This window comes from Bacillus sp. 196mf (assembly GCF_003217275.1).
In the GTDB taxonomy this organism is placed as follows: Bacteria; Bacillota; Bacilli; order Bacillales; family Bacillaceae_G; genus Bacillus_A; species Bacillus_A thuringiensis_S.
Genome location: NZ_QJTG01000017.1, coordinates 18,959 through 37,955, shown reverse-complemented (window position 1 = coordinate 37,955; position 18,997 = coordinate 18,959). Strand labels below are relative to the sequence as shown.

The window sequence follows — 18,997 nt, the reverse complement described above, 5'->3', positions numbered from 1 at the left end:
TTCTTATCTCCTCCAGTGTATCAATAAAATATGGATGTAACATAAAAGAATTGTAAAAATACCATAAAAATCAAACTAACTCCCAATTTACAATTCATTTTAACAAAGTAAAAGAGGATGCCTTTACAGGGCATCCTCTTGATGTTCAGGAACAAATAGTTCTAAACAATGATATATATTTTCGAATTCCATCGGTGCATCTCCACCGTACTCACCATCTAAATTAATCATTAGTTTATCTGGTGAATGTACTTTAATTCGGTTCGCTTGTGTATATAACACTTTTGGATTATTAATATGTTCACCACGTTGTGCTTGTGTTGCTGCTTTAATTAAATCAGCGATAGAACCTTTTTTCAGTACTAATAGGTCAAATAACCCATCGTTAATAGATGCATACGGTGCTACCTTTTCAAATCCACCTACTGAACGAGTATTCGTAATTAAAAACATCGTAATTTCTTCTTGTAGTAATTTTCCATCATACTCAATTTCAACATATGTTGGATGTAATGATGGTAACATCTCGATACCTTTTAGGTAATAAGCAAGTTGTCCTAATACTGTCTTTAACTTACTCGGTACCTCGTATGTTAATTCTGTAATACGACCGCCACCAGCGATGTTAATAAAATATGTATCGTTCGCTCTACCAAGGTCTAATGGCACTGTTTTTCCTTCGCAAATAATATCTGCTGCCTCTTCAATAGAACGAGGTACACCAATCGCACGTGCAAAGTCATTTGTCGTTCCAACTGGAATAATTCCAAATTTCGGACGGAATTCATGCCCAACTAAACCGTTTACTACTTCATTTAACGTACCGTCGCCACCAGCCGCAATAACAACATCAAACTTACGATCCGCAGCTTGCCTCGCCGCCACAGTAGCGTCTCCAGGACCCGTTGTCGCATGACAAGATGTCTCATAGCCAGCTTGTTCTAATTTTTGTAATACTTCTGGTAAGCTCTTCTTAAATAGCTCACGCCCAGAAGTAGGATTATAAATAATTCTTGCTCGCTTCATCATTTATTAGCACAGGAAATTTCTTTATGTATCGAAAAAGAACATACTGAACTTCTATTCAGTATTCCCATGCCTACCTCCTCTCATCTTGCTATCCTTCTTTTATCCCGCTCAAACAGGCAGTAAGAACCCGATTCGTGTAGTCCATCAAAAGTAAATATTCATTTCAATGGTTTTTTTATTTGACCCAAAAATTTATCCCGCTATTTGCGGGCAGTAAATGCCCGATTGGTGAGGGCTAATAATCATTGTTGGATGAACCTCCTACTGATTAAAGTTTCACTTTATTTCTATCCATTCTTCCATAAAAATTTACATATAACGAATAATAACTATCTATTATTTCATGAGATGAAAAAAACCTCTATGTTTAGATTTATCATTATTCCCACCTTTTTGCAACTATCATACCATAGTTGCTATACAAACATTTTTCCACTTTTGACAGTTAATCAAACGTTTGTTTAAACGATTTTGTCTCATTTAAACAAACGTTTGATTAACCTAGAAAAACACCCATGTACGGGTGTTTTTCTGCTTAATCTTTAAAAGTCACTACTATTATCGCTTATTAATCTCTTCAAGTAAGATTTTGTTAACAAGCGGTGGATTTGCTTGTCCTTTTGTAGCTTTCATAATTTGACCAACTAAGAAGCCAATTGCACGGTCTTTACCGTTTTTAAAGTCTTCGATAGATTGCTCATTATTATCAAGAATTTCTGTTACAACTTTACGAAGTGTACCCTCGTCAGAAATTTGAACAAGACCTTTCGCTTTAACGATTTCTTCTGGGTCTCCACCTTTTTCAATTAATTCATTAAATACTTTCTTCGCGATTTTAGAAGAAATTGTACCTTTTTCAATTAATTGAACCATTTTAGATAAACCAGCAGGCGTTAATGCAACGTCTTTTAATTCTTTTTGTTGTTTGTTTAAGTATGCAAGTACTTCACCCATTAACCAGTTCGATGTTAATTTCGCATCAGCACCGTCTGCAACAGTTGCTTCAAAGAAATCAGACATCTCTTTCGTTAATGTTAACACGTGTGCATCATAAGCTGGCAAGCCTAGTTCTGCAACGTAGCGAGCTTTACGTGCATCTGGAAGTTCTGGAATAGAAGCTCGAACTGCTTCTTTCCACTCATCATCGATGTAAAGTTCAACTAAGTCTGGCTCCGGGAAGTAACGGTAATCGTCAGATCCTTCTTTCACACGCATTAAGATTGTTTTCTTCGTTGCTTCATCATAACGACGTGTTTCTTGTTGGATGATGCCACCAGATAACAATTCTTTTTCTTGGCGCACTTGCTCATGCTCAAGACCTTTTTGTACGTAAGTGAATGAGTTTAAGTTTTTCAGTTCCGCTTTTGTACCGAACTTTTCTTGTCCAACTGGACGAAGAGAAATGTTCGCATCACAACGCAAGGAACCTTCTTCCATCTTACAATCAGATACACCAGTGTATTGAATGATTGATTTTAACTTCTCTAAGTATGCATATGCTTCTTCTGGCGTACGCATATCTGGCTCAGATACGATCTCGATTAAAGGCATACCTTGACGGTTGTAGTCTACTAATGAACCATCAGCTGTATGCGTTGATTTACCAGCATCTTCTTCTAAATGAAGACGTGTAATACCGATACGTTTCTTTTTACCGTCTACTTCGATTTCAATCCAACCATTTTCACCAATTGGCTTATCAAATTGAGAGATTTGGTAAGCTTTCGGGTTATCTGGATAGAAATAGTTTTTACGGTCAAACTTCGTTTCCGTTGCGATTTCACAGTTTAATGCCATTGCAGCTTTCATTGCAAAGTTAACTGCTTCTTTATTTAAAGTAGGAAGTACCCCTGGGTATCCTAAGTCAATTACACTTGTTTGTGTATTTGGCTCCGCTCCGAATTCTGTTGGACTCGCAGAGAAAATTTTCGAATTTGTTTTTAACTCAACGTGAACCTCTAAACCAATAATTGTTTCTAAATTCATCTATGCTCGCCTCCTTACAGACTTGCTTTTTTTGTATGATAGTCTGTTGCTTGCTCAAACGCATGTGCAACGCGGTAAATTGTCGCTTCATCGAAGTGTTTACCAATAATTTGTAGACCAAGTGGCATGTTGTTAGCACCGAATCCACATGGAACTGAAATCGCTGGAACACCCGCTAAGTTTACTGGGATTGTTAAAATGTCATTTGCATACATTGTCATTGGATCGTCAACTTTTTCTCCCACTTTAAATGCCGGAGTTGGTGTTGTTGGTCCAATAATAACATCATAGTTAGCAAATACATTTTCAAAGTCGTTCTTAATTAATGTACGTACTTGTTGTGCTTTTTTGTAATATGCATCATAGTAACCAGAGCTAAGAGCAAATGTACCAAGCATAATACGACGTTTAACTTCATCACCGAAACCTTCACTACGTGTGTTTTTGTAAAGGTCTAATAAGTTATTTACATTATCAGAACGAACACCGTAACGCACGCCATCAAAGCGTGAAAGGTTAGCAGATGCTTCAGAAGAAGATAGTAAGTAATACGTTGCTAGAGCGTATTTAGAGTGTGGAAGAGATACTTCCTCCCAAGTTGCGCCCATACCTTCTAATACTTTTAAAGCAGCTAGTACTGACTCACGAGCTTCTTCGCCAACACCTTCGCCTAAGTATTCTTTCGGTACAGCAATGCGTAAACCTTTAACATCGCCTGTTAAACCAGCTAAATAGTTTCCAACTTCAACGTTTGCAGAAGTTGCATCCATGCGGTCAATACCTGAAATAGCTTGTAATAAGTATGCATTGTCTTCTACTGTACGTGTAATCGGTCCGATTTGGTCTAGTGAAGATGCGAATGCTACTAATCCGTAACGAGATACGCGTCCGTAAGTTGGTTTTAAACCTACAACACCGCAATATGCAGCTGGCTGACGGATAGAACCACCCGTATCAGAACCTAGAGAGAATAGTACTTCTCCTGCTGCTACAGCTGCTGCAGAACCACCACTAGATCCGCCTGGAACGTAATCTAAGTTCCATGGGTTTTTCGTAGCGTAGAATCCTGAGTTTTCATTTGAAGAACCCATTGCGAACTCGTCCATGTTTAATTTACCGATTGTAATTGTGTCAGCAGCTTTTAGCTTTTGCACAACTGTCGCATCATAAATTGGATCGAAGTTTGCTAACATTTTGCTCGCACAAGTTGTACGAAGACCGTTAGTTACAATGTTATCTTTTACACCAATTGGCATACCGAATAATAAACCATTATCTTCAGCGCCGATTTTTGCATCTAATTCTTTCGCTTTTGCGCGTGCATTTTCTTCATCTAATGTAAGAAAAGCTTTTACGTTATCTTCAACATCCGCAATACGTTTGTAAGATTCTTCTACTAAATCCGTAACGGAAATTTCTTTGTTGTTTAACTTCTTATGTAACTCTGATACTGAATGATCAAATAATGACATCGAAATTCCCCTCCTCTATTCTAATACTGCTGGAACACGGATTTGATTATCTTTGTGATCCGGTGCATTTTTTAATACTTCTTCGACTGGTAAACCTTTTTCTGGTACATCTTCACGCATAACATTTTTCATAGTTAATACATGAGTTGTTGGTTTTACATCTGTTGTATCTAATTCATTTAACTGTTCTGCAAATGTAACAATTGCATCTAGTTGTTTTTGAAATTTTTCTGCTTCTTGATCAGTAATTGCAAGACGTGCTAAATGTGCTACGTGCTTTACATTCTCAACGGAAATTCTTGACACGGCTAGGCCACCTCCATAATATATCGTTCAATCTACAATACTATTGATGATACCAAATTTTCAGTACTTCAAGCAAGTCAACACAGAGTACTTACGCCATTTTTACATAAAAAAAGAAAGGCAAATGCCTTTCTTTACAATTTACTCTTTATCTAACGGTTTATTTTTCGGAAATCTCTCGTTATCTTCTTCATTATCACGAATTGTTTTTTGTAATACAAAACAAGACATCGTTAAAAATAATGTTCCAATTAAATAGTATCCTTTTACACTAAGCGTTTCATCTAACGTATAAATCCCAATTAGCATACCTGAAAGCGCACAAACAAATGAAGTCCATGCTAAAAACGTGAACGCTTGCGTATTACGTCTTCTCATCGTTCTCCCCCTCGTTAGCTGTATACCCATTATAGATAAGTATATTTACCATGATGGATTTTTATGTAAATTCTAGTTTTATATTTATAAATCTATCATAAAAGAATACTATTTTAAAGAAAGTTTTCTGCCTAATCTGAAAAAACAATCTAAACAATTGTTTTTTCAGATTACCTTACTGTTCGCTAGCTACTTTCATTCATAAAAAAAGACCAGAAAAACTCCTGGTCCATTACTCTACTTAACAAACATTGGATTCTATGTTATACAAAATTGGAAGGTACAGAATTAGGGTTTGTTTGTTAAGTAGATTATATGTTGAACGAACTAACAGCGGAGGGGTTCCTTCTGTTAGTCCATTAAACCCAATGATTATTTCACGATTTTTTCAAGCTCCTCAAGTGAAAGATCTACTGAAATTGAACCATCATTTGTTTCTTTCTTAATTGCATCTGTTACTTCTTTTGAATGGTATAGTTCAATTACTTTTTTCAGTGTTGGATCATCTTTATCTTTCGTACGAGCTGCGAAAATATTAATATAAGGCTTCGCATTTTCATTCTTTGGATCTTCTAAGAAAATAGGATCCTTCGCTGGATCTAATCCAGCTTGACCAGCAACACCGTTATTAATAACTGATGCCGCTACATCTTTTAACACACGAGGTGTTTGCTGTGCGATAACCGGCGTGATTTTTAACTTCTTCGGATTTTCAGCAATGCCGCTTGGATCTCCAAATAAGCCAAAATCTTTTTTAAGCTTTAATACTCCAGCTGCATCAAGAAGTTTTAATGCACGTGCTTGGTTCGTTGGATCGTTTGGAATTGCAATTTCTGAACCATCTGGAATTTCATTTGCCTTCTTATATTTTCCAGAGTATAAACCCATTGGCGCAATTTGTGTTGTACCAACAGCTGTAATATCTAACTTATGCTCTTTTTTAAATTGCTCTAAGAAAGCAATATGCTGAAATGAGTTTAATTCAATATCTCCATCAGCTAAAGCTTTATTTGGAGTTGTATAATCAGAGAACTCCACCAGTTTAATCTTAATCCCTTCTTTTTCAGCTTTTTTCTTCAAAATTTCCCAAGCGTCTCCATCCGTTCCAGTTACACCGACGCGAACTACTTTTTCTTTCGCTCCTGCACCCGTGTCTCCACTTGAGCAGCCACTTAATGCTGAGACTCCTACAATCGCTGATAATGCAAATGCTAAAATTTTCTTCATTTTCTTTTCCTCTCTTCCTTTTTATGATCTACGTAACAAGACTTTCGCAAAGTAGTTTCCTAAATTTTGAGCTATCTGTACGAGAATAATAAGTAAAACAACCGTTACAAACATAACTGATGTATCAAAACGTTGATAACCATATGTCATTGCCAAGTCACCAAGACCGCCACCACCGACAAGCCCAGCAACTGCAGAAAATTCAATTAAACCAACTGTCATAAATGTGACACCTAAGATTAATGGTGCTAACGCTTCTGGTACAAGGATTTCAAAAACGATTCTAATTGGCGAGGCGCCCATTGCTTGTGCTGCCTCAATTACTCCTTTCGGAACGGAAACAAGATTTGTTTCAACCATTCTAGCAATACCAATTGATGCGACTAACGTCATCGGGAAAATTGCTGCTGCTGTTCCAATCGTCGTTCCGATAACACTTCTCGTTAGTGGACTTAACGCTACTAAAAAGATAATGAATGGTACCGGACGAATTGTATTAATTATGATGTTAAGAATAGAAAAGACCCATTTATTTTCTAAAAAGTTTCCTTTTCTCGTTACATATAAAAGTAAACCTAGCGGTATACCAAGAATTGTAGCGAATATAAGGGTTACAATTACCATTAAGAGGGTATCCCCCGTCGCATCTAGTATGCGCGGCCAAAATATACTCCAATCAACTCGCATGAGCTTCTACCTCCTTCAGCTGCACTTGCAGTCTTAGATGTTGTAATGCTTTTTGAATTTCCCTCTGCTCACCTTGCAATTCTACAAGCAGATTTCCAAATAGCACATTTTGAAGTTCAATAATATTTCCGTACAGTACATTTACATCGACGTTATAGTTTTTTGCGATATATGATAGTACCGGCTGCCCTGTCTCCTCACCAGTAAATGTTAGACGATAAATTTGACCACCATTTTGAATTTTCGCTAGAACACTTTCTGGTAAATGATCATTAATAACAGAACGTACAAAGTTTTGAGTCGTCTTTGTTTTTGGTTGCGTGAAAACATCGAACAGTTTTCCTTCTTCAATAACTTTTCCCTTCTCCATTACAGCTACACGGTGACAAATTTCTTTCACAACATGCATTTCATGTGTAATAAGAAGAATTGTTAAATTGTATTCTCGATTTACTTTCTTTAATAAGTTTAGAATTTCTGTCGTCGTTTCTGGATCTAAGGCTGATGTTGCCTCATCACATATAAGAATATCTGGCGATGTCGCAAGTGCTCTAGCAATACCAACACGTTGCTTTTGTCCCCCTGATAGCTGTTCTGGATAATAGTTTGCTTTATCTTCTAACCCTACAAACTTCAGCAGTTCATTCACTCGTTCCTTTATCTCGTTCTTTGGCAATTTCGCTAACTTTAATGGATAAGCAATATTCCCAAACACTGTTCTTGAATTAAATAAATTAAAGCTTTGAAAAATCATTCCGATTCTTTGTCTTAGTTTGCGTAATTCTTTCGTCGATAATGATGTAATATCTTTATCATCTATTGCAATCGTTCCTGACGTTGGTCTCTCTAACATATTTACTAAGCGTAATAATGTACTCTTTCCAGCGCCACTAAAACCGATAATGCCAAAAATTTCGCCTTTCTCAACTGATAATGTTACATCCTCCACCGCATGAACAGATTGCCCAGCTGATTCATACACTTTACTTACATTGTTAAAAGAAATCATTTTTTCCCCTCCTATATGCTGTAAAAACTTGAAGTAGAGCTTTCGAGGTAAAATAAAAAGTGCTCTCCTTCTTATCAACCATAAAGATAAGAAGGAGAGCACTTATATGTACTCGTTCACATCTTCTCATCTTCCAAGCCTTTATATGGCTTGCTGGAGTTAGCACGGTATTAAAAAACCCGTTGCTGAGGTATCGTAGGGCCAGTCCCTCCACCTCTCTGGATAAGAATGTATCGATTTAATTGTCATTTAATTAATTCTCATTATAGAACTCAGAATAATAAGAGTCAATGCATTTTTTAGAAAAATATTAATTATTCCTTTATTAAAATTTTCAGATGAAAATTCATGAGAAAATAGTAACTTTCAAGGTTATTTAAAATTCTTCTTCCTCATATTTTTAAACAGGAGAATCCTCTCTACAAATTGAATAAATTTATTTGAATATGAAACTCGGAGGCAGATAAATATATGAAAACAGCTCTTTTACTCGTCGATATTCAAAACGATTATTTTCCAAATGGAAAGATGGAATTGCGTAATCCAGTAGAAGCAAGCGAATATGCTAATCAGTTATTACAACACTTTAGAACAAACAGCGAACCTATTTTTCACATCCAACACGTAGCTATAAAAGATGACGCTACTTTTTTCCTACCTAATACAGAAGGTGTACATATTCACGAAAGCGTACGTCCACTTAGAGAAGAAACCGTTATAGTCAAACATTATCCAAATAGCTTCCGAGAAACTAATCTTCTAGAGCAATTACAGCGTTTAGACATTGAACATGTCGTCGTATGCGGGATGATGACTCATATGTGTATTGATGCTACAGTAAGGGCTGCATTCGATTTTGGCTTTCAATGTACCGTTATACATGATGCTTGTGCTACAAAAGACCTTTCTTTTAAGAACGCTACTATACCAGCTGTTTATATTCATAATACAATTTTAGCAAGTTTGAATAATATATATGCGGAAATACTTAGCAAAAAAGAGTTTGTCCAAAGAAAAAAATCCTTTTGAAAATTCAAAAGGATTTTTTTCGACTATATTATATTTACCATCTATTCATGCCCTATTTTGAGGAATTCATATTCTACTTATAAAAACCTCACTAATTATTTACATTGATACATTATCATTTTTAATATCTTTTGATTGAGTCCAATTTCCCCATAAAAATTGAATATTACATGTACGAGAAGCTTCCTTAAAACTCATTCCTGTTAATGGATAACATGTGATTTTTATACTTGCAAAAATTATAATTGCTATCATTGTTATAACTGTAATTATTATGAAAGCAACTAATAACATCCAAATTGATTGCGCTGGCCAAATATTCAATCTATTCCCAATATATACAACTACTAAATTATGCATTAAATACACACCAAATGAAAAAGCAGATAAAATTTGTATCCACTTAAACATAAACGGATTCATTGAGTAATTTCTAAAATACTCTTTTACTAATAAGAAGATTGAACCTGAAAGCATTACTTCGAATACTCTAACGTATGCCTTAAAATCCTCAGAGTATTCCCCTATTTTAACCGTTGCATACCAAGTACCCAATATAATTAAAAATGTATCTATAACGATTATGGATAGTAACAACCTTTTGGATACCTTCTTCTCATATGTCATTAAATAATAACCTATGAGGAAATACCCTATATATCCGCCTAAAAAGTTCATATCAAAATTAGGATACAACGTAAATATTGGTTTTAATTCATTTGGAACTAGTACTGCAATTGTTGGCAATAGCGAACTTACTATAAACCAAAGAATTAACATGTACTTTATAAGCTCTTTACTTAAAGCATCTACCATTTTCTTCAAAAGAGGAGAAAGAATATACAAAGGAATAATGGCATACATAAACCAAAGATGTACTGTCGCTGCTTGATTCGGCATGTATAAAATACTCTTAATAACATTTGTTATTTGTATCGGCCTTGGCGTAAAGTATAACACAGCAATAGTTGACCATATAATAAATGGCACAATTAATTTTGGCAAACGTTCTGTATAAGTTATTTTAAGTGATTCCGTTTTACTACTCCTCATTAACATCGCACCAGAAATCATAAAGAAGATAGGTACACTCGTACTAAATACAGTTGTCAGTGCATTCGTTATATGCCAAGTACCCGAACCGATATTCCCCCGTAAACTTCCTGCAGCAGTATGAAGAAACACTACCGCAAACATCGAAAATACACGTAGTACGTCAACATATTCAACATAATTCTTTTTATTCATCTAACAATCATCCCTTCCCACATAACATTTCCCCTCACCATTTTTGTCTTTTCCAAAAGTACAAATCTATTATGCCAGAATATAATAAATATTAAAACAATAATTAAAACTTAAAATCTAGATATTCGATTATAAAATCACTTAGTATACTATACAAAATCCTAAAAATAAATTTAATTTTTTTCTTATATATTTAATATTTTCCAAATCAACTACTTAAATAGAGAGTTTTTCTTCTATCTAATTATTGAAGATTCCGAAATCAAGACTCTTGATCTATGTCAATAAAAAAACACTCCTTTCAGTGAGCAAAACCGAAAGGAGTGTTCCTTGTCGAACCATAGATTTTCTTTCAAATTGTATTATACAGGAAATTCTCAAAATGAATACTAAAAAATATGACTAATACGTCAATTTTTCTCATTATTTTATTTCTGTTTACATGTTTATCCCGCTATTAATAGGTTTTAGCTCATTCTCTTCGAACGACGGTAATATATGGGGTTTCAACTTTAAAAGGAGCTCTCCACACTTTGTGAAGAGCTCCTCTACTATTTCTTATAAAGTTTCAGAAGTAGTTTTTGCTTGCATGTGAAGTGCTAAGTAATCAGGTCCACCAGCTTTAGAGTCTGTACCAGACATGTTAAAGCCACCGAATGGTTGGTAACCTACGATTGCACCAGTACATCCACGGTTGAAGTATAAGTTACCAACGTGGAAGTCTTCACGTGCTTTTTCAATATGGTCACGGTTGTTAGTAATAACAGCACCTGTTAAACCGTATTCCGTATTGTTTGCAATTGCAAGTGCATGATCGAAGTCTTTTGCTTTACAGAATGCTACTACTGGTCCGAAGATTTCTTCTTTCATTAAGCGAGCATCTTCTGCAACATCAGCAACGATTGTTGGTTGGATGAACCAGCCTTTAGAATCGTCTCCTTCGCCACCTGCTAAGATTCTACCTTCTTCTTTACCAATTGCAACATAGCTCATTACTTTATCGAATGCAGCTTGGTCATTAACAGGACCCATGTTTGTACCTAATACTGCTGGGTTAGCAACTGTTAATTCTTTTGTTAATTCAACAGCACGATTTAATACGTGATCGTATACATCTTCGTGGATTACTGCACGAGAACATGCAGAACATTTTTGTCCTGAGAATCCGAATGCTGATGCAACGATAGACTTAGCTGCTAATTCAAGATCTGCTTCTTTATCAACAACGATTGTATCTTTACCGCCCATTTCAGCGATAACGCGTTTTAACCAAATTTGGCCTGGGTTTACTTTCGCTGCACGCTCATAAATACGGATACCTACATCACGAGATCCCGTGAAGCTTACGAAACGTGTACGAGGATGATCTACTAAGTAGTCACCAACTTCAGAACCATTACCTGGAACGAAGTTTACTACGCCAGCTGGTAAGCCAGCTTCTTCTAATACTTCCATAAATTTCGCTGCTACTACAGGAGTTGTACTAGCTGGTTTTAGTAATACTGTGTTACCAGAAACTAAAGCAGCTGTTGTCATACCTGCCATAATTGCGAATGGGAAGTTCCAAGGAGAAATGATAACACCTACTCCTAATGGAATGTAAGAGAAACGATTATATTCAATTGGACGGCTTTCTACTGGAATACCGTCTTTTAATTTTAACATTTGACGACCATAATATTCCATAAAGTCGATTGCTTCTGCTGTATCAGCATCTGCCTCATTCCATGGCTTACCTGCTTCTTTTACAAGAATAGCAGAGAATTCATGTTTTCTGCGACGAACGATTGCTGCAGCACGGAATAAAATGTCTGCACGCATTTCTGGCTTTGATTTTCTCCAAGTTTGGAATGTTTCATCCGCTACTTGCATTGCTTTTTCAGCTAACTCACGGCTTGCTTTTGAAACACGACCAACAAGTTCCTCTTTATTTGCAGGGTTTACAGAAACAATTTTGTCTTCTGTAGTAATTTTTTCTCCCCCAATAATTAATGGATAGTCTTGTCCAAGATAAGATTCTACTTTCTTTAAACCTTCTTCAAACGCTAATTTGTTAGCCTCCACTGAAAAATCTGTAAATGGCTCATGTTTGTATGCTACTACCATTTTTTTTAGCCTCCCCTTAGAAAAACGTTTACATTTTACAACATTATTCTACACGATAATTTAGATTTATTCAAATATTCCTAGACTTATATTTTAAAAATTAATAAATTTTTAAAATATAATAAAAAAAAGAGATTCATACATGCGTATGAATCTACAAAATATGAGTATATTCCAAAACATTTTTCCCGATCAATAATATAGTAACTAATAAAAATAAAGTCCTTACATATCCAACGCCTTTTTGAACCGCAAACTTCGATCCCAAATAAGCACCTAAGATCATTGATAATCCCATGATAATACCGTATTCAAAATGAATTATATCTAAAAATAAAAAAGTAATTAAAGATACAATATTACTAACAAAGTTCAAAAGTTTTCCAGATGCTGCCGCTTGAATAAAATCCAAACCAATTAATAAAAATGCAAAAATTAAAAATGACCCTGTCCCTGGTCCAAAAAATCCATCATAAAATCCTATCATTAAAATAACAAAGAAAAATATTAATGTTTTTCTTTGCGTCATCTTCTTATAGGTAGACACACTTCCCCAATTCTTTTTTGCAATAATATAAATAGCAATAAATACCAACATTACAAGTACTAATGGGCGTAAAATATCCGATGGAATAAATTTTACTACTAAAGCACCTGCAACAGCTCCGACAATAGTTAACGGGATTAACTTTCCTACAATTTTAAAATCAACTTTTCCTGATCGAATGAAATACATCGCACTCGTAAACGTCCCCATTGTTGCTGCTAATTTATTCGTTGCAATTGCCGAAGCTGGCGATAAGCCAACAAACATAAGCGCAGGAAGCGAAATTAACCCTCCTCCTCCAACAACGGAATCAATAAAAGCTGCTAAAAAACCGAATGCAATTAATAAAATAATGACTTGAAAACTTAATTCTTCCATGAACTTTACCCCTCACCCCTATTATTTACAACATTTTAAATTATAACAAAATTACATAAGAAAAAAAGCTGTTCCATAGAGGAACAGCCTTCATATTTAATCTAAAATTTTCACAAGTGGTTCATCTTGTTTTGCTTCACGTATAATAATAGCTTCTGGGCGTTCTACAGATTTAATCGTTACTTGTACTTTCATATAATTCGGGAAGTATTCCATAACAAGCCCTGCCACATATTGTGTAAAACCAATTATTTCAGCTTTTCCATTAAACTGGACAGGAATATCAAGCTTCATTTCTCTTAATTCATCATCTCTATACATACCAGTACCAATAACAGCTGTATAGTCGCCTTGGAAATAATCGCTTAGTTTTGCCTTAAAGTTGGATACTCTTGCAAGATCTTCACGTTTATTATCTGTTTTCGCTTGCTCTGATGGGAACAAATAGTATTTCTCATTAATTTGTTTCCAATCTTCAACCGTTTCACTACCTTTTTCTACATTTGCATAAGAAACAAAGTTACCTGGTACGAGCGAAGACTTTGGAGATTGGCGATAAATCGCAAATGTTATCGGAATATTTTTTGTATCAGGTTGTTTTTGATGTATGACTTTCAAAATTTCTTGCACCATTTTTTTCCCTTCAGCTAACATCTTTTCATCCGGGATTGCAGCTTCACGTGGATAACCATGCTCTTCGTTAAAATATTGAACAGAATTCATTGCTAATCCAACTACCATACCAACACGTTCCTCGCTGTTATCGCCTTTTTTCACATAATAATCATGCTCTAAAATATTTGAAATATATATTGGATTTTTTTTATTTTTCACTTCTAGTGATTCGGATCCCGTTCCTAACGCAGGGTTTAATCCTATATTAGGAAATTTAACTGCATCTTTTTTTAATTTGTCCTCTAGTTCCTTTTGTTCAGCATCTGTACGTTTTCTTTTAACAAGCATCTGTATCACTTGAGTATCTAGAGCACTTCCGCCTTTTAAAAAATTATCTTTCGTATTAAATGATTCTTTTGCAATTCGCATTAATCCTGTTTCAAATTCATCTATATCAAGACGACTATTTAGCCCTTGCACCACTAAACCACGTGCATTTCCACCATCAAATGGAATAGTCGTCTTATAATATTCATCCGAAATAGCGTATTTTGGAACAACTGATTGTTCTTTTGCTTTCCCCGATTTCTCAGCCACTTTTTCATCTTTGTCGGCACCTGCACTACACCCACTTACAAGTAGGCCCAGGCTTAATATCGCTAATGCTATTTTTTTCATGGTAAGTTTGCACCTCTTACTTATTTAGCTCTTGTAAGAACCTCTCTTCATTCCAAACCTCAACATTATGTTTCTCCGCTTGTGCTAATTTCGAACCAGCTGCTTCACCTGCAACAACCAAATCCGTACTCTTACTAACACTTCCTGTTACTTTTCCACCTAATGCCTCAATCTTCTTCTTCGCTTCACTTCGTCCCATAACTTCTAGCTTACCTGTTAAAACAACCGTTTTTCCTGCGAAGTAAGATTCAACATTTTGTAAATCTGCAATTTTTATACCTTTGTATGTCATATTCACGCCATACTCTTTAAACTGCTGTAATAATTCTAATACATCTTCATTATCAAAATATGTCACAACAGATTGAGCCATTTTTTCGCCAATTTCATTAATTGCTTTTAGTTCTTCTTCTGTTGCTTTTACAAGCTCATCCATCGTTTCAAAGTGCTCTGCAAATGTACGTGCTGCTTTCGCTCCAACGTGGCGAATTCCAAGACCAAATAATAATCGCTCTAACGAGTTTTCTTTAGAATTTTCAATTGCTTGTATTAAGTTTGTTGCTGATTTTTCACCAAAACGTTCTAACTGTAATAATTGCTCTTTCGTCAATGCATATAAATCAGCAAATGTACGAATATAATCTGCATCAAAGAGTTGTGTAATGACACGTTCTCCAAGTCCATCAATATTCATCGCATTTCTTGAAACGAAATGGATTAATCCCTCTCGAATTTGAGCCGGACAAGTCGGATTTATACATCGAAGTGCTACTTCTTCTTCTAAACGAACAAGTTCACTCTCACATGCTGGGCAATGCGTTGGCATACGGTATTCTTCTTCTTCACCAGTACGCTTATCAAAAATAACGTTCACAACTTCAGGAATAATATCTCCAGCCTTCTTCACAACAACGTAGTCACCAATTCGAATATCTTTTTCACGAATCAAATCTTCGTTATGTAAAGAAGCACGGCGAACAATCGTACCAGCAACTCTCACTGGCTCTAGCTCTGCAGTCGGCGTTACAACCCCTGTTCGGCCAACACTTAATTCAATGCCTGTTAGTCTCGTTACAACTTCTTCAGCTGGGAATTTATAAGCAATCGCCCATCTTGGACTCTTCGCTGTAGTTCCTAGACTTTCTTGAAGAGCAACATCATCTACTTTTATAACGATTCCATCAATCTCATAATCAAGATGCGGACGTTTTTCTTGCCATTCTTCTACATAAGCTATAACCTCTTCGATTGTTTCACATGTACGGCGATTTGGATTTGTCTTAAATCCGAGTTCACCTAAGAAATCAAGCGATTCACTGTGCGATGGAATTGTTTTTTCTTCTACATTCGCAAGACCGTACACAAACATAGATAAGTTACGCTTCGCTGCAATTTTCGGATCAAGTTGACGTATTGAACCTGCTGCTGCATTACGCGGATTCGCAAATACGTCTTCTCCATTTTGCTCTTTTTCTTCATTTAGTTTAACGAATGAACGCTTCGGCATATAAGCTTCGCCTCGTGCTTCTAACGTTACTTCTTCATTTAAAAGAAGCGGGATAGCTTTAATCGTTTTTAAATTTTGAGTAATATCTTCACCCGTTACACCATCACCACGTGTCGCCCCTTGAATGAAGCGTCCTTTTTCATAATGAAGCGAAACGGCAAGCCCGTCAATTTTTAATTCACATATATATCTTACATTCGCACCATCAATTCCTTGACATACTCTTCTGTCGAAATCACGCAAATCCCCTTCGTTAAATGCATTCCCTAAACTTAACATTGGTGACTTATGTGTTACTTTTTCAAATATATCAAGAATAGTTCCCCCAACGCGAACGGAGGGAGAATCTTCACTCATAAACTCTGGGTTCTCTGCTTCTAATTTTATAAGCTCCTGCATATCACGGTCATATTCCGCATCAGAAACAGAAGGATTGTCTAATACGTGATATTGATAATTAAATGTATTTAACAAATCACGCAGTTCTTCTATACGTTTTTTTGCTATCTCTTTTGACATATCCTCATTCCTTTCTATTGTTTCGTCACAGGTGCAAATTTTGCTAACAAACGTTTAACACCAATTGGGCTTGGGAACGCAATATCTAATTCTTTTGCATCACCTTCACCTTTTACACTTACAACTGTACCGATTCCCCATTTTTGATGGGAAGCTTTATCGCCTACTGCCCAGCCAATTTGCTCACCGCCTGTCGTCTTAGCTGCTGGACGCGCGAAAGCTGAACGAGAGCGTGTTGTGGTTGTCGTTGTCATTTTACTGCTACTTGCTGTTCTGCCTTTTGCACCAAACGAATTTTCACGCTTCGGCGCTGTTTCATTTAATGATTCCACTAGTTCTGCCGGGATTTCTGTAATGAAGCGAGACGCAGCATTCATACTTGTTCTACCAAATAAAGTACGCATTTGCGCATTAGATAAATATAACTCTTCTTCTGCACGAGTAATACCTACATAAGCAAGACGACGTTCTTCTTGCATTTCATCCTCTTCCATAAGAGAACGAGTATGAGGAAATATCCCTTCCTCTAAACCAACAATAAAGACAACCGGGAACTCTAATCCTTTTGCTGAGTGCATCGTCATTAAAATAACTTCTTCACCAGCAGTTGGGTCTTCATCTACACGATCAATATCAGCAACAAGTGCTAAATCTGTTAAGAATGCAACAAGGCTCTTATCTTCACTTTGAGATTCAAATGTTTGCGTAACAGATAAGAATTCGTCTAAGTTTTCTAAACGACCTTCCGCTTCTAAAGAACGCTCATTTTTCAACATATCGCGATAGCCTGTTTTTTCAATAACTTCTTCTACTAATTCTGTAACAGATAAATACTCTTGCATATTTACCCAGTTGTGTAATAAACTTGCGAATTCTTTTACTGCCTTTGTAATTTTTGCACTTACTCCAACATGCTCAATCTCATCAAATACAGCAGTTAATGAAATTCCGTTTTGTACACCGTAATTAATAATTTTATCGATAGAAGTCGCACCAATACCACGCTTTGGCATGTTAATAATACGTGCAAAACTAATTTCATCATCTGGATTACCGATTAAACGTAAGTACGCCAAAATATCTTTAATCTCTTTACGGTCGTAGAACTTAGTTCCCCCGACAATTTTGTACGGAATGTTAGATTTAAGGAAAATCTCCTCGACCATACGAGACTGAGCATTCGTACGATATAGCACTGCAAAATCAGTGTATTTTCGTTTCCCCATTTGAAGATCGTCACGAATTTTTTTCGCAACAAAATATGCTTCGTCCTTTTCAGTTGCGGCACGATAATACGAGATTTTACTTCCAACTTGATTGTCTGTCCATAATTTCTTCGGTTTACGATTCGTATTTTTTTCAATAACAGCATTCGCTGCATTTAAAATATTTTGTGACGAACGATAGTTTTGTTCTAACAAAATTACCTGTGCATTCTCATAGTCTTTTTCAAATGACAAAATGTTAGAAATATCTGCACCACGCCAGCGATAAATAGACTGGTCAGAGTCACCTACAACGCAAAGATTTTTAAAACGTGCTGCCAAATGTTTAACAAGAAGATATTGCGCTTTGTTCGTATCTTGATACTCATCAACATGAATATATTGGAACTTACGCTGATAAAACTCTAATACTTCTGGAACACGTTCGAATAGCTGAATCGTCGTCATAATTAAATCATCAAAGTCTAATGAATTATTTTTCAAAAGACGTTTTTGATACTCTGTGTATACATCGCTCGTTAATTTTTCATATGGATCAGCCATTGTAATTTTTTTTGCATATTTATCCGCAGATAACAATTCATTTTTTGCATTACTAATACCCGCTAAAATAGAGCGCGGCTCAAATTTCTTCGGATCAATATTGCGCTCTTTCATAATTTTTTTGACTACAGTTAGCTGATCACCTGAATCTAAGATTGTAAAGTTACGATTAATACCAATACGATCGATATCGCGTCGTAAAATACGTACACACATAGAGTGGAACGTCGAAATCCAAATATCTTCTGCTTCTGGTCCCACAAGTTTATCAATACGCTCGCGCATTTCACGAGCTGCTTTATTTGTGAAGGTAATAGCTAGTACATTCCATGGTGCTACACCTTTTTCACCAAGCAAATACGCAATACGGTGTGTTAACACTCGTGTCTTACCACTACCTGCACCTGCCATTAGTAGCAGTGGTCCATTCGTTGTTTGTACTGCTTTTTGTTGCTGTGGATTTAAACCGTTTAATAACTTATCTGTCATACTCATATACGCCTGCAC

The 18,997-nt window shown here is 35.9% G+C and carries 15 protein-coding genes and 1 riboswitch; of the genes, 1 reads left to right on the top strand and 14 read right to left on the bottom strand.

All coding sequences use genetic code 11. The annotated features are described in order from the left end of the window. Positions 1-123: 123 nt before the first annotated feature. The 8 genes from ATL10_RS20915 to ATL10_RS20880 form a co-directional block, all read right to left on the bottom strand. Positions 124-1,029: a diacylglycerol kinase gene (locus ATL10_RS20915; protein ID WP_000977679.1), complete on the bottom strand. Its 906-nt coding sequence runs from the start codon at positions 1,027-1,029 to the stop codon at positions 124-126. 558 nt (positions 1,030-1,587) lie between these two features. Next, positions 1,588-3,015: an Asp-tRNA(Asn)/Glu-tRNA(Gln) amidotransferase subunit GatB gene (gene gatB, locus ATL10_RS20910; RefSeq protein WP_001047685.1), complete on the bottom strand. Its 1,428-nt coding sequence runs from the start codon at positions 3,013-3,015 to the stop codon at positions 1,588-1,590. Between the two features lie 14 nt (positions 3,016-3,029). Continuing rightward, entirely contained in the window at positions 3,030-4,487 is a 1,458-nt protein-coding gene (gatA, locus tag ATL10_RS20905; RefSeq protein WP_000051441.1) for an Asp-tRNA(Asn)/Glu-tRNA(Gln) amidotransferase subunit GatA, read from the bottom strand. Between the two features lie 15 nt (positions 4,488-4,502). After that, positions 4,503-4,793, bottom strand: coding sequence for an Asp-tRNA(Asn)/Glu-tRNA(Gln) amidotransferase subunit GatC (gatC, locus tag ATL10_RS20900; RefSeq protein WP_000086999.1), 291 nt, complete (start codon positions 4,791-4,793; stop codon positions 4,503-4,505). A 141-nt stretch (positions 4,794-4,934) separates the two neighbouring features. Then, a complete protein-coding gene (locus ATL10_RS20895) occupies positions 4,935-5,171 on the bottom strand; it encodes a YiaA/YiaB family inner membrane protein (RefSeq protein ID WP_001254393.1) in 237 nt (78 codons plus the stop codon). A 372-nt stretch (positions 5,172-5,543) separates the two neighbouring features. Further along, entirely contained in the window at positions 5,544-6,398 is an 855-nt protein-coding gene (locus ATL10_RS20890; RefSeq protein ID WP_110497422.1) for a MetQ/NlpA family ABC transporter substrate-binding protein, read from the bottom strand. A gap of 21 nt (positions 6,399-6,419) precedes the next feature. Further along, positions 6,420-7,085, bottom strand: a complete 666-nt coding sequence (locus ATL10_RS20885) for a methionine ABC transporter permease (RefSeq protein ID WP_001261865.1) — start codon at positions 7,083-7,085, stop codon at positions 6,420-6,422. Further along, positions 7,075-8,094, bottom strand: coding sequence for a methionine ABC transporter ATP-binding protein (locus ATL10_RS20880; protein WP_000622973.1), 1,020 nt, complete (start codon positions 8,092-8,094; stop codon positions 7,075-7,077). The genes ATL10_RS20885 and ATL10_RS20880 overlap by 11 nt, the downstream gene beginning before the upstream one ends. A gap of 123 nt (positions 8,095-8,217) precedes the next feature. Continuing rightward, positions 8,218-8,323: riboswitch (SAM riboswitch) on the bottom strand. Positions 8,324-8,565: 242 nt separating this feature from the next. Here ATL10_RS20880 and ATL10_RS20870 point away from each other — a divergent pair. Beyond that, a complete protein-coding gene (locus ATL10_RS20870; protein ID WP_000844908.1) occupies positions 8,566-9,123 on the top strand; it encodes a cysteine hydrolase family protein in 558 nt (185 codons plus the stop codon). Positions 9,124-9,222: 99 nt separating this feature from the next. Here the strand turns inward: ATL10_RS20870 and ATL10_RS20865 are convergent, their stop codons facing one another. The 6 genes from ATL10_RS20865 to pcrA form a co-directional block, all read right to left on the bottom strand. Further along, positions 9,223-10,371, bottom strand: coding sequence for an acyltransferase (locus tag ATL10_RS20865; protein WP_001035908.1), 1,149 nt, complete (start codon positions 10,369-10,371; stop codon positions 9,223-9,225). A gap of 558 nt (positions 10,372-10,929) precedes the next feature. After that, positions 10,930-12,477 (bottom strand): L-glutamate gamma-semialdehyde dehydrogenase, encoded by a 1,548-nt coding sequence (gene pruA, locus ATL10_RS20860; RefSeq protein ID WP_000259555.1) that lies wholly within the window; start codon positions 12,475-12,477, stop codon positions 10,930-10,932. A 154-nt stretch (positions 12,478-12,631) separates the two neighbouring features. Continuing rightward, a complete protein-coding gene (locus ATL10_RS20855; RefSeq protein WP_000391979.1) occupies positions 12,632-13,402 on the bottom strand; it encodes a TSUP family transporter in 771 nt (256 codons plus the stop codon). A 96-nt stretch (positions 13,403-13,498) separates the two neighbouring features. Beyond that, positions 13,499-14,695, bottom strand: coding sequence for a CamS family sex pheromone protein (locus ATL10_RS20850; protein WP_110497420.1), 1,197 nt, complete (start codon positions 14,693-14,695; stop codon positions 13,499-13,501). Positions 14,696-14,711: 16 nt separating this feature from the next. Beyond that, positions 14,712-16,721: an NAD-dependent DNA ligase LigA gene (gene ligA / locus ATL10_RS20845; protein ID WP_000031418.1), complete on the bottom strand. Its 2,010-nt coding sequence runs from the start codon at positions 16,719-16,721 to the stop codon at positions 14,712-14,714. 14 nt (positions 16,722-16,735) lie between these two features. Further along, on the bottom strand, positions 16,736-18,985 hold the full coding sequence (gene pcrA, locus ATL10_RS20840; RefSeq protein ID WP_002094226.1) for a DNA helicase PcrA: 2,250 nt from the start codon (positions 18,983-18,985) through the stop codon (positions 16,736-16,738). Positions 18,986-18,997: the final 12 nt, after the last annotated feature.

What these genes read in the sequence shown, in the direction of transcription:
- ATL10_RS20850 (WP_110497420.1), bottom strand. Translation starts at nt 14,695, where the DNA reads ATGAAAAAAATAGCATTAGCGATATTAAGCCTGGGCCTACTTGTAAGT.
- ATL10_RS20915 (WP_000977679.1), bottom strand. Translation starts at nt 1,029, where the DNA reads ATGATGAAGCGAGCAAGAATTATTTATAATCCTACTTCTGGGCGTGAG.
- ATL10_RS20890 (WP_110497422.1), bottom strand. Translation starts at nt 6,398, where the DNA reads ATGAAGAAAATTTTAGCATTTGCATTATCAGCGATTGTAGGAGTCTCA.
- ligA (WP_000031418.1), bottom strand. Translation starts at nt 16,721, where the DNA reads ATGTCAAAAGAGATAGCAAAAAAACGTATAGAAGAACTGCGTGATTTG.
- ATL10_RS20870 (WP_000844908.1), top strand. Translation starts at nt 8,566, where the DNA reads ATGAAAACAGCTCTTTTACTCGTCGATATTCAAAACGATTATTTTCCA.
- pruA (WP_000259555.1), bottom strand. Translation starts at nt 12,477, where the DNA reads ATGGTAGTAGCATACAAACATGAGCCATTTACAGATTTTTCAGTGGAG.
- pcrA (WP_002094226.1), bottom strand. Translation starts at nt 18,985, where the DNA reads ATGAGTATGACAGATAAGTTATTAAACGGTTTAAATCCACAGCAACAA.
- ATL10_RS20895 (WP_001254393.1), bottom strand. Translation starts at nt 5,171, where the DNA reads ATGAGAAGACGTAATACGCAAGCGTTCACGTTTTTAGCATGGACTTCA.
- gatA (WP_000051441.1), bottom strand. Translation starts at nt 4,487, where the DNA reads ATGTCATTATTTGATCATTCAGTATCAGAGTTACATAAGAAGTTAAAC.
- ATL10_RS20885 (WP_001261865.1), bottom strand. Translation starts at nt 7,085, where the DNA reads ATGCGAGTTGATTGGAGTATATTTTGGCCGCGCATACTAGATGCGACG.
- ATL10_RS20880 (WP_000622973.1), bottom strand. Translation starts at nt 8,094, where the DNA reads ATGATTTCTTTTAACAATGTAAGTAAAGTGTATGAATCAGCTGGGCAA.
- gatB (WP_001047685.1), bottom strand. Translation starts at nt 3,015, where the DNA reads ATGAATTTAGAAACAATTATTGGTTTAGAGGTTCACGTTGAGTTAAAA.
- ATL10_RS20855 (WP_000391979.1), bottom strand. Translation starts at nt 13,402, where the DNA reads ATGGAAGAATTAAGTTTTCAAGTCATTATTTTATTAATTGCATTCGGT.
- ATL10_RS20865 (WP_001035908.1), bottom strand. Translation starts at nt 10,371, where the DNA reads ATGAATAAAAAGAATTATGTTGAATATGTTGACGTACTACGTGTATTT.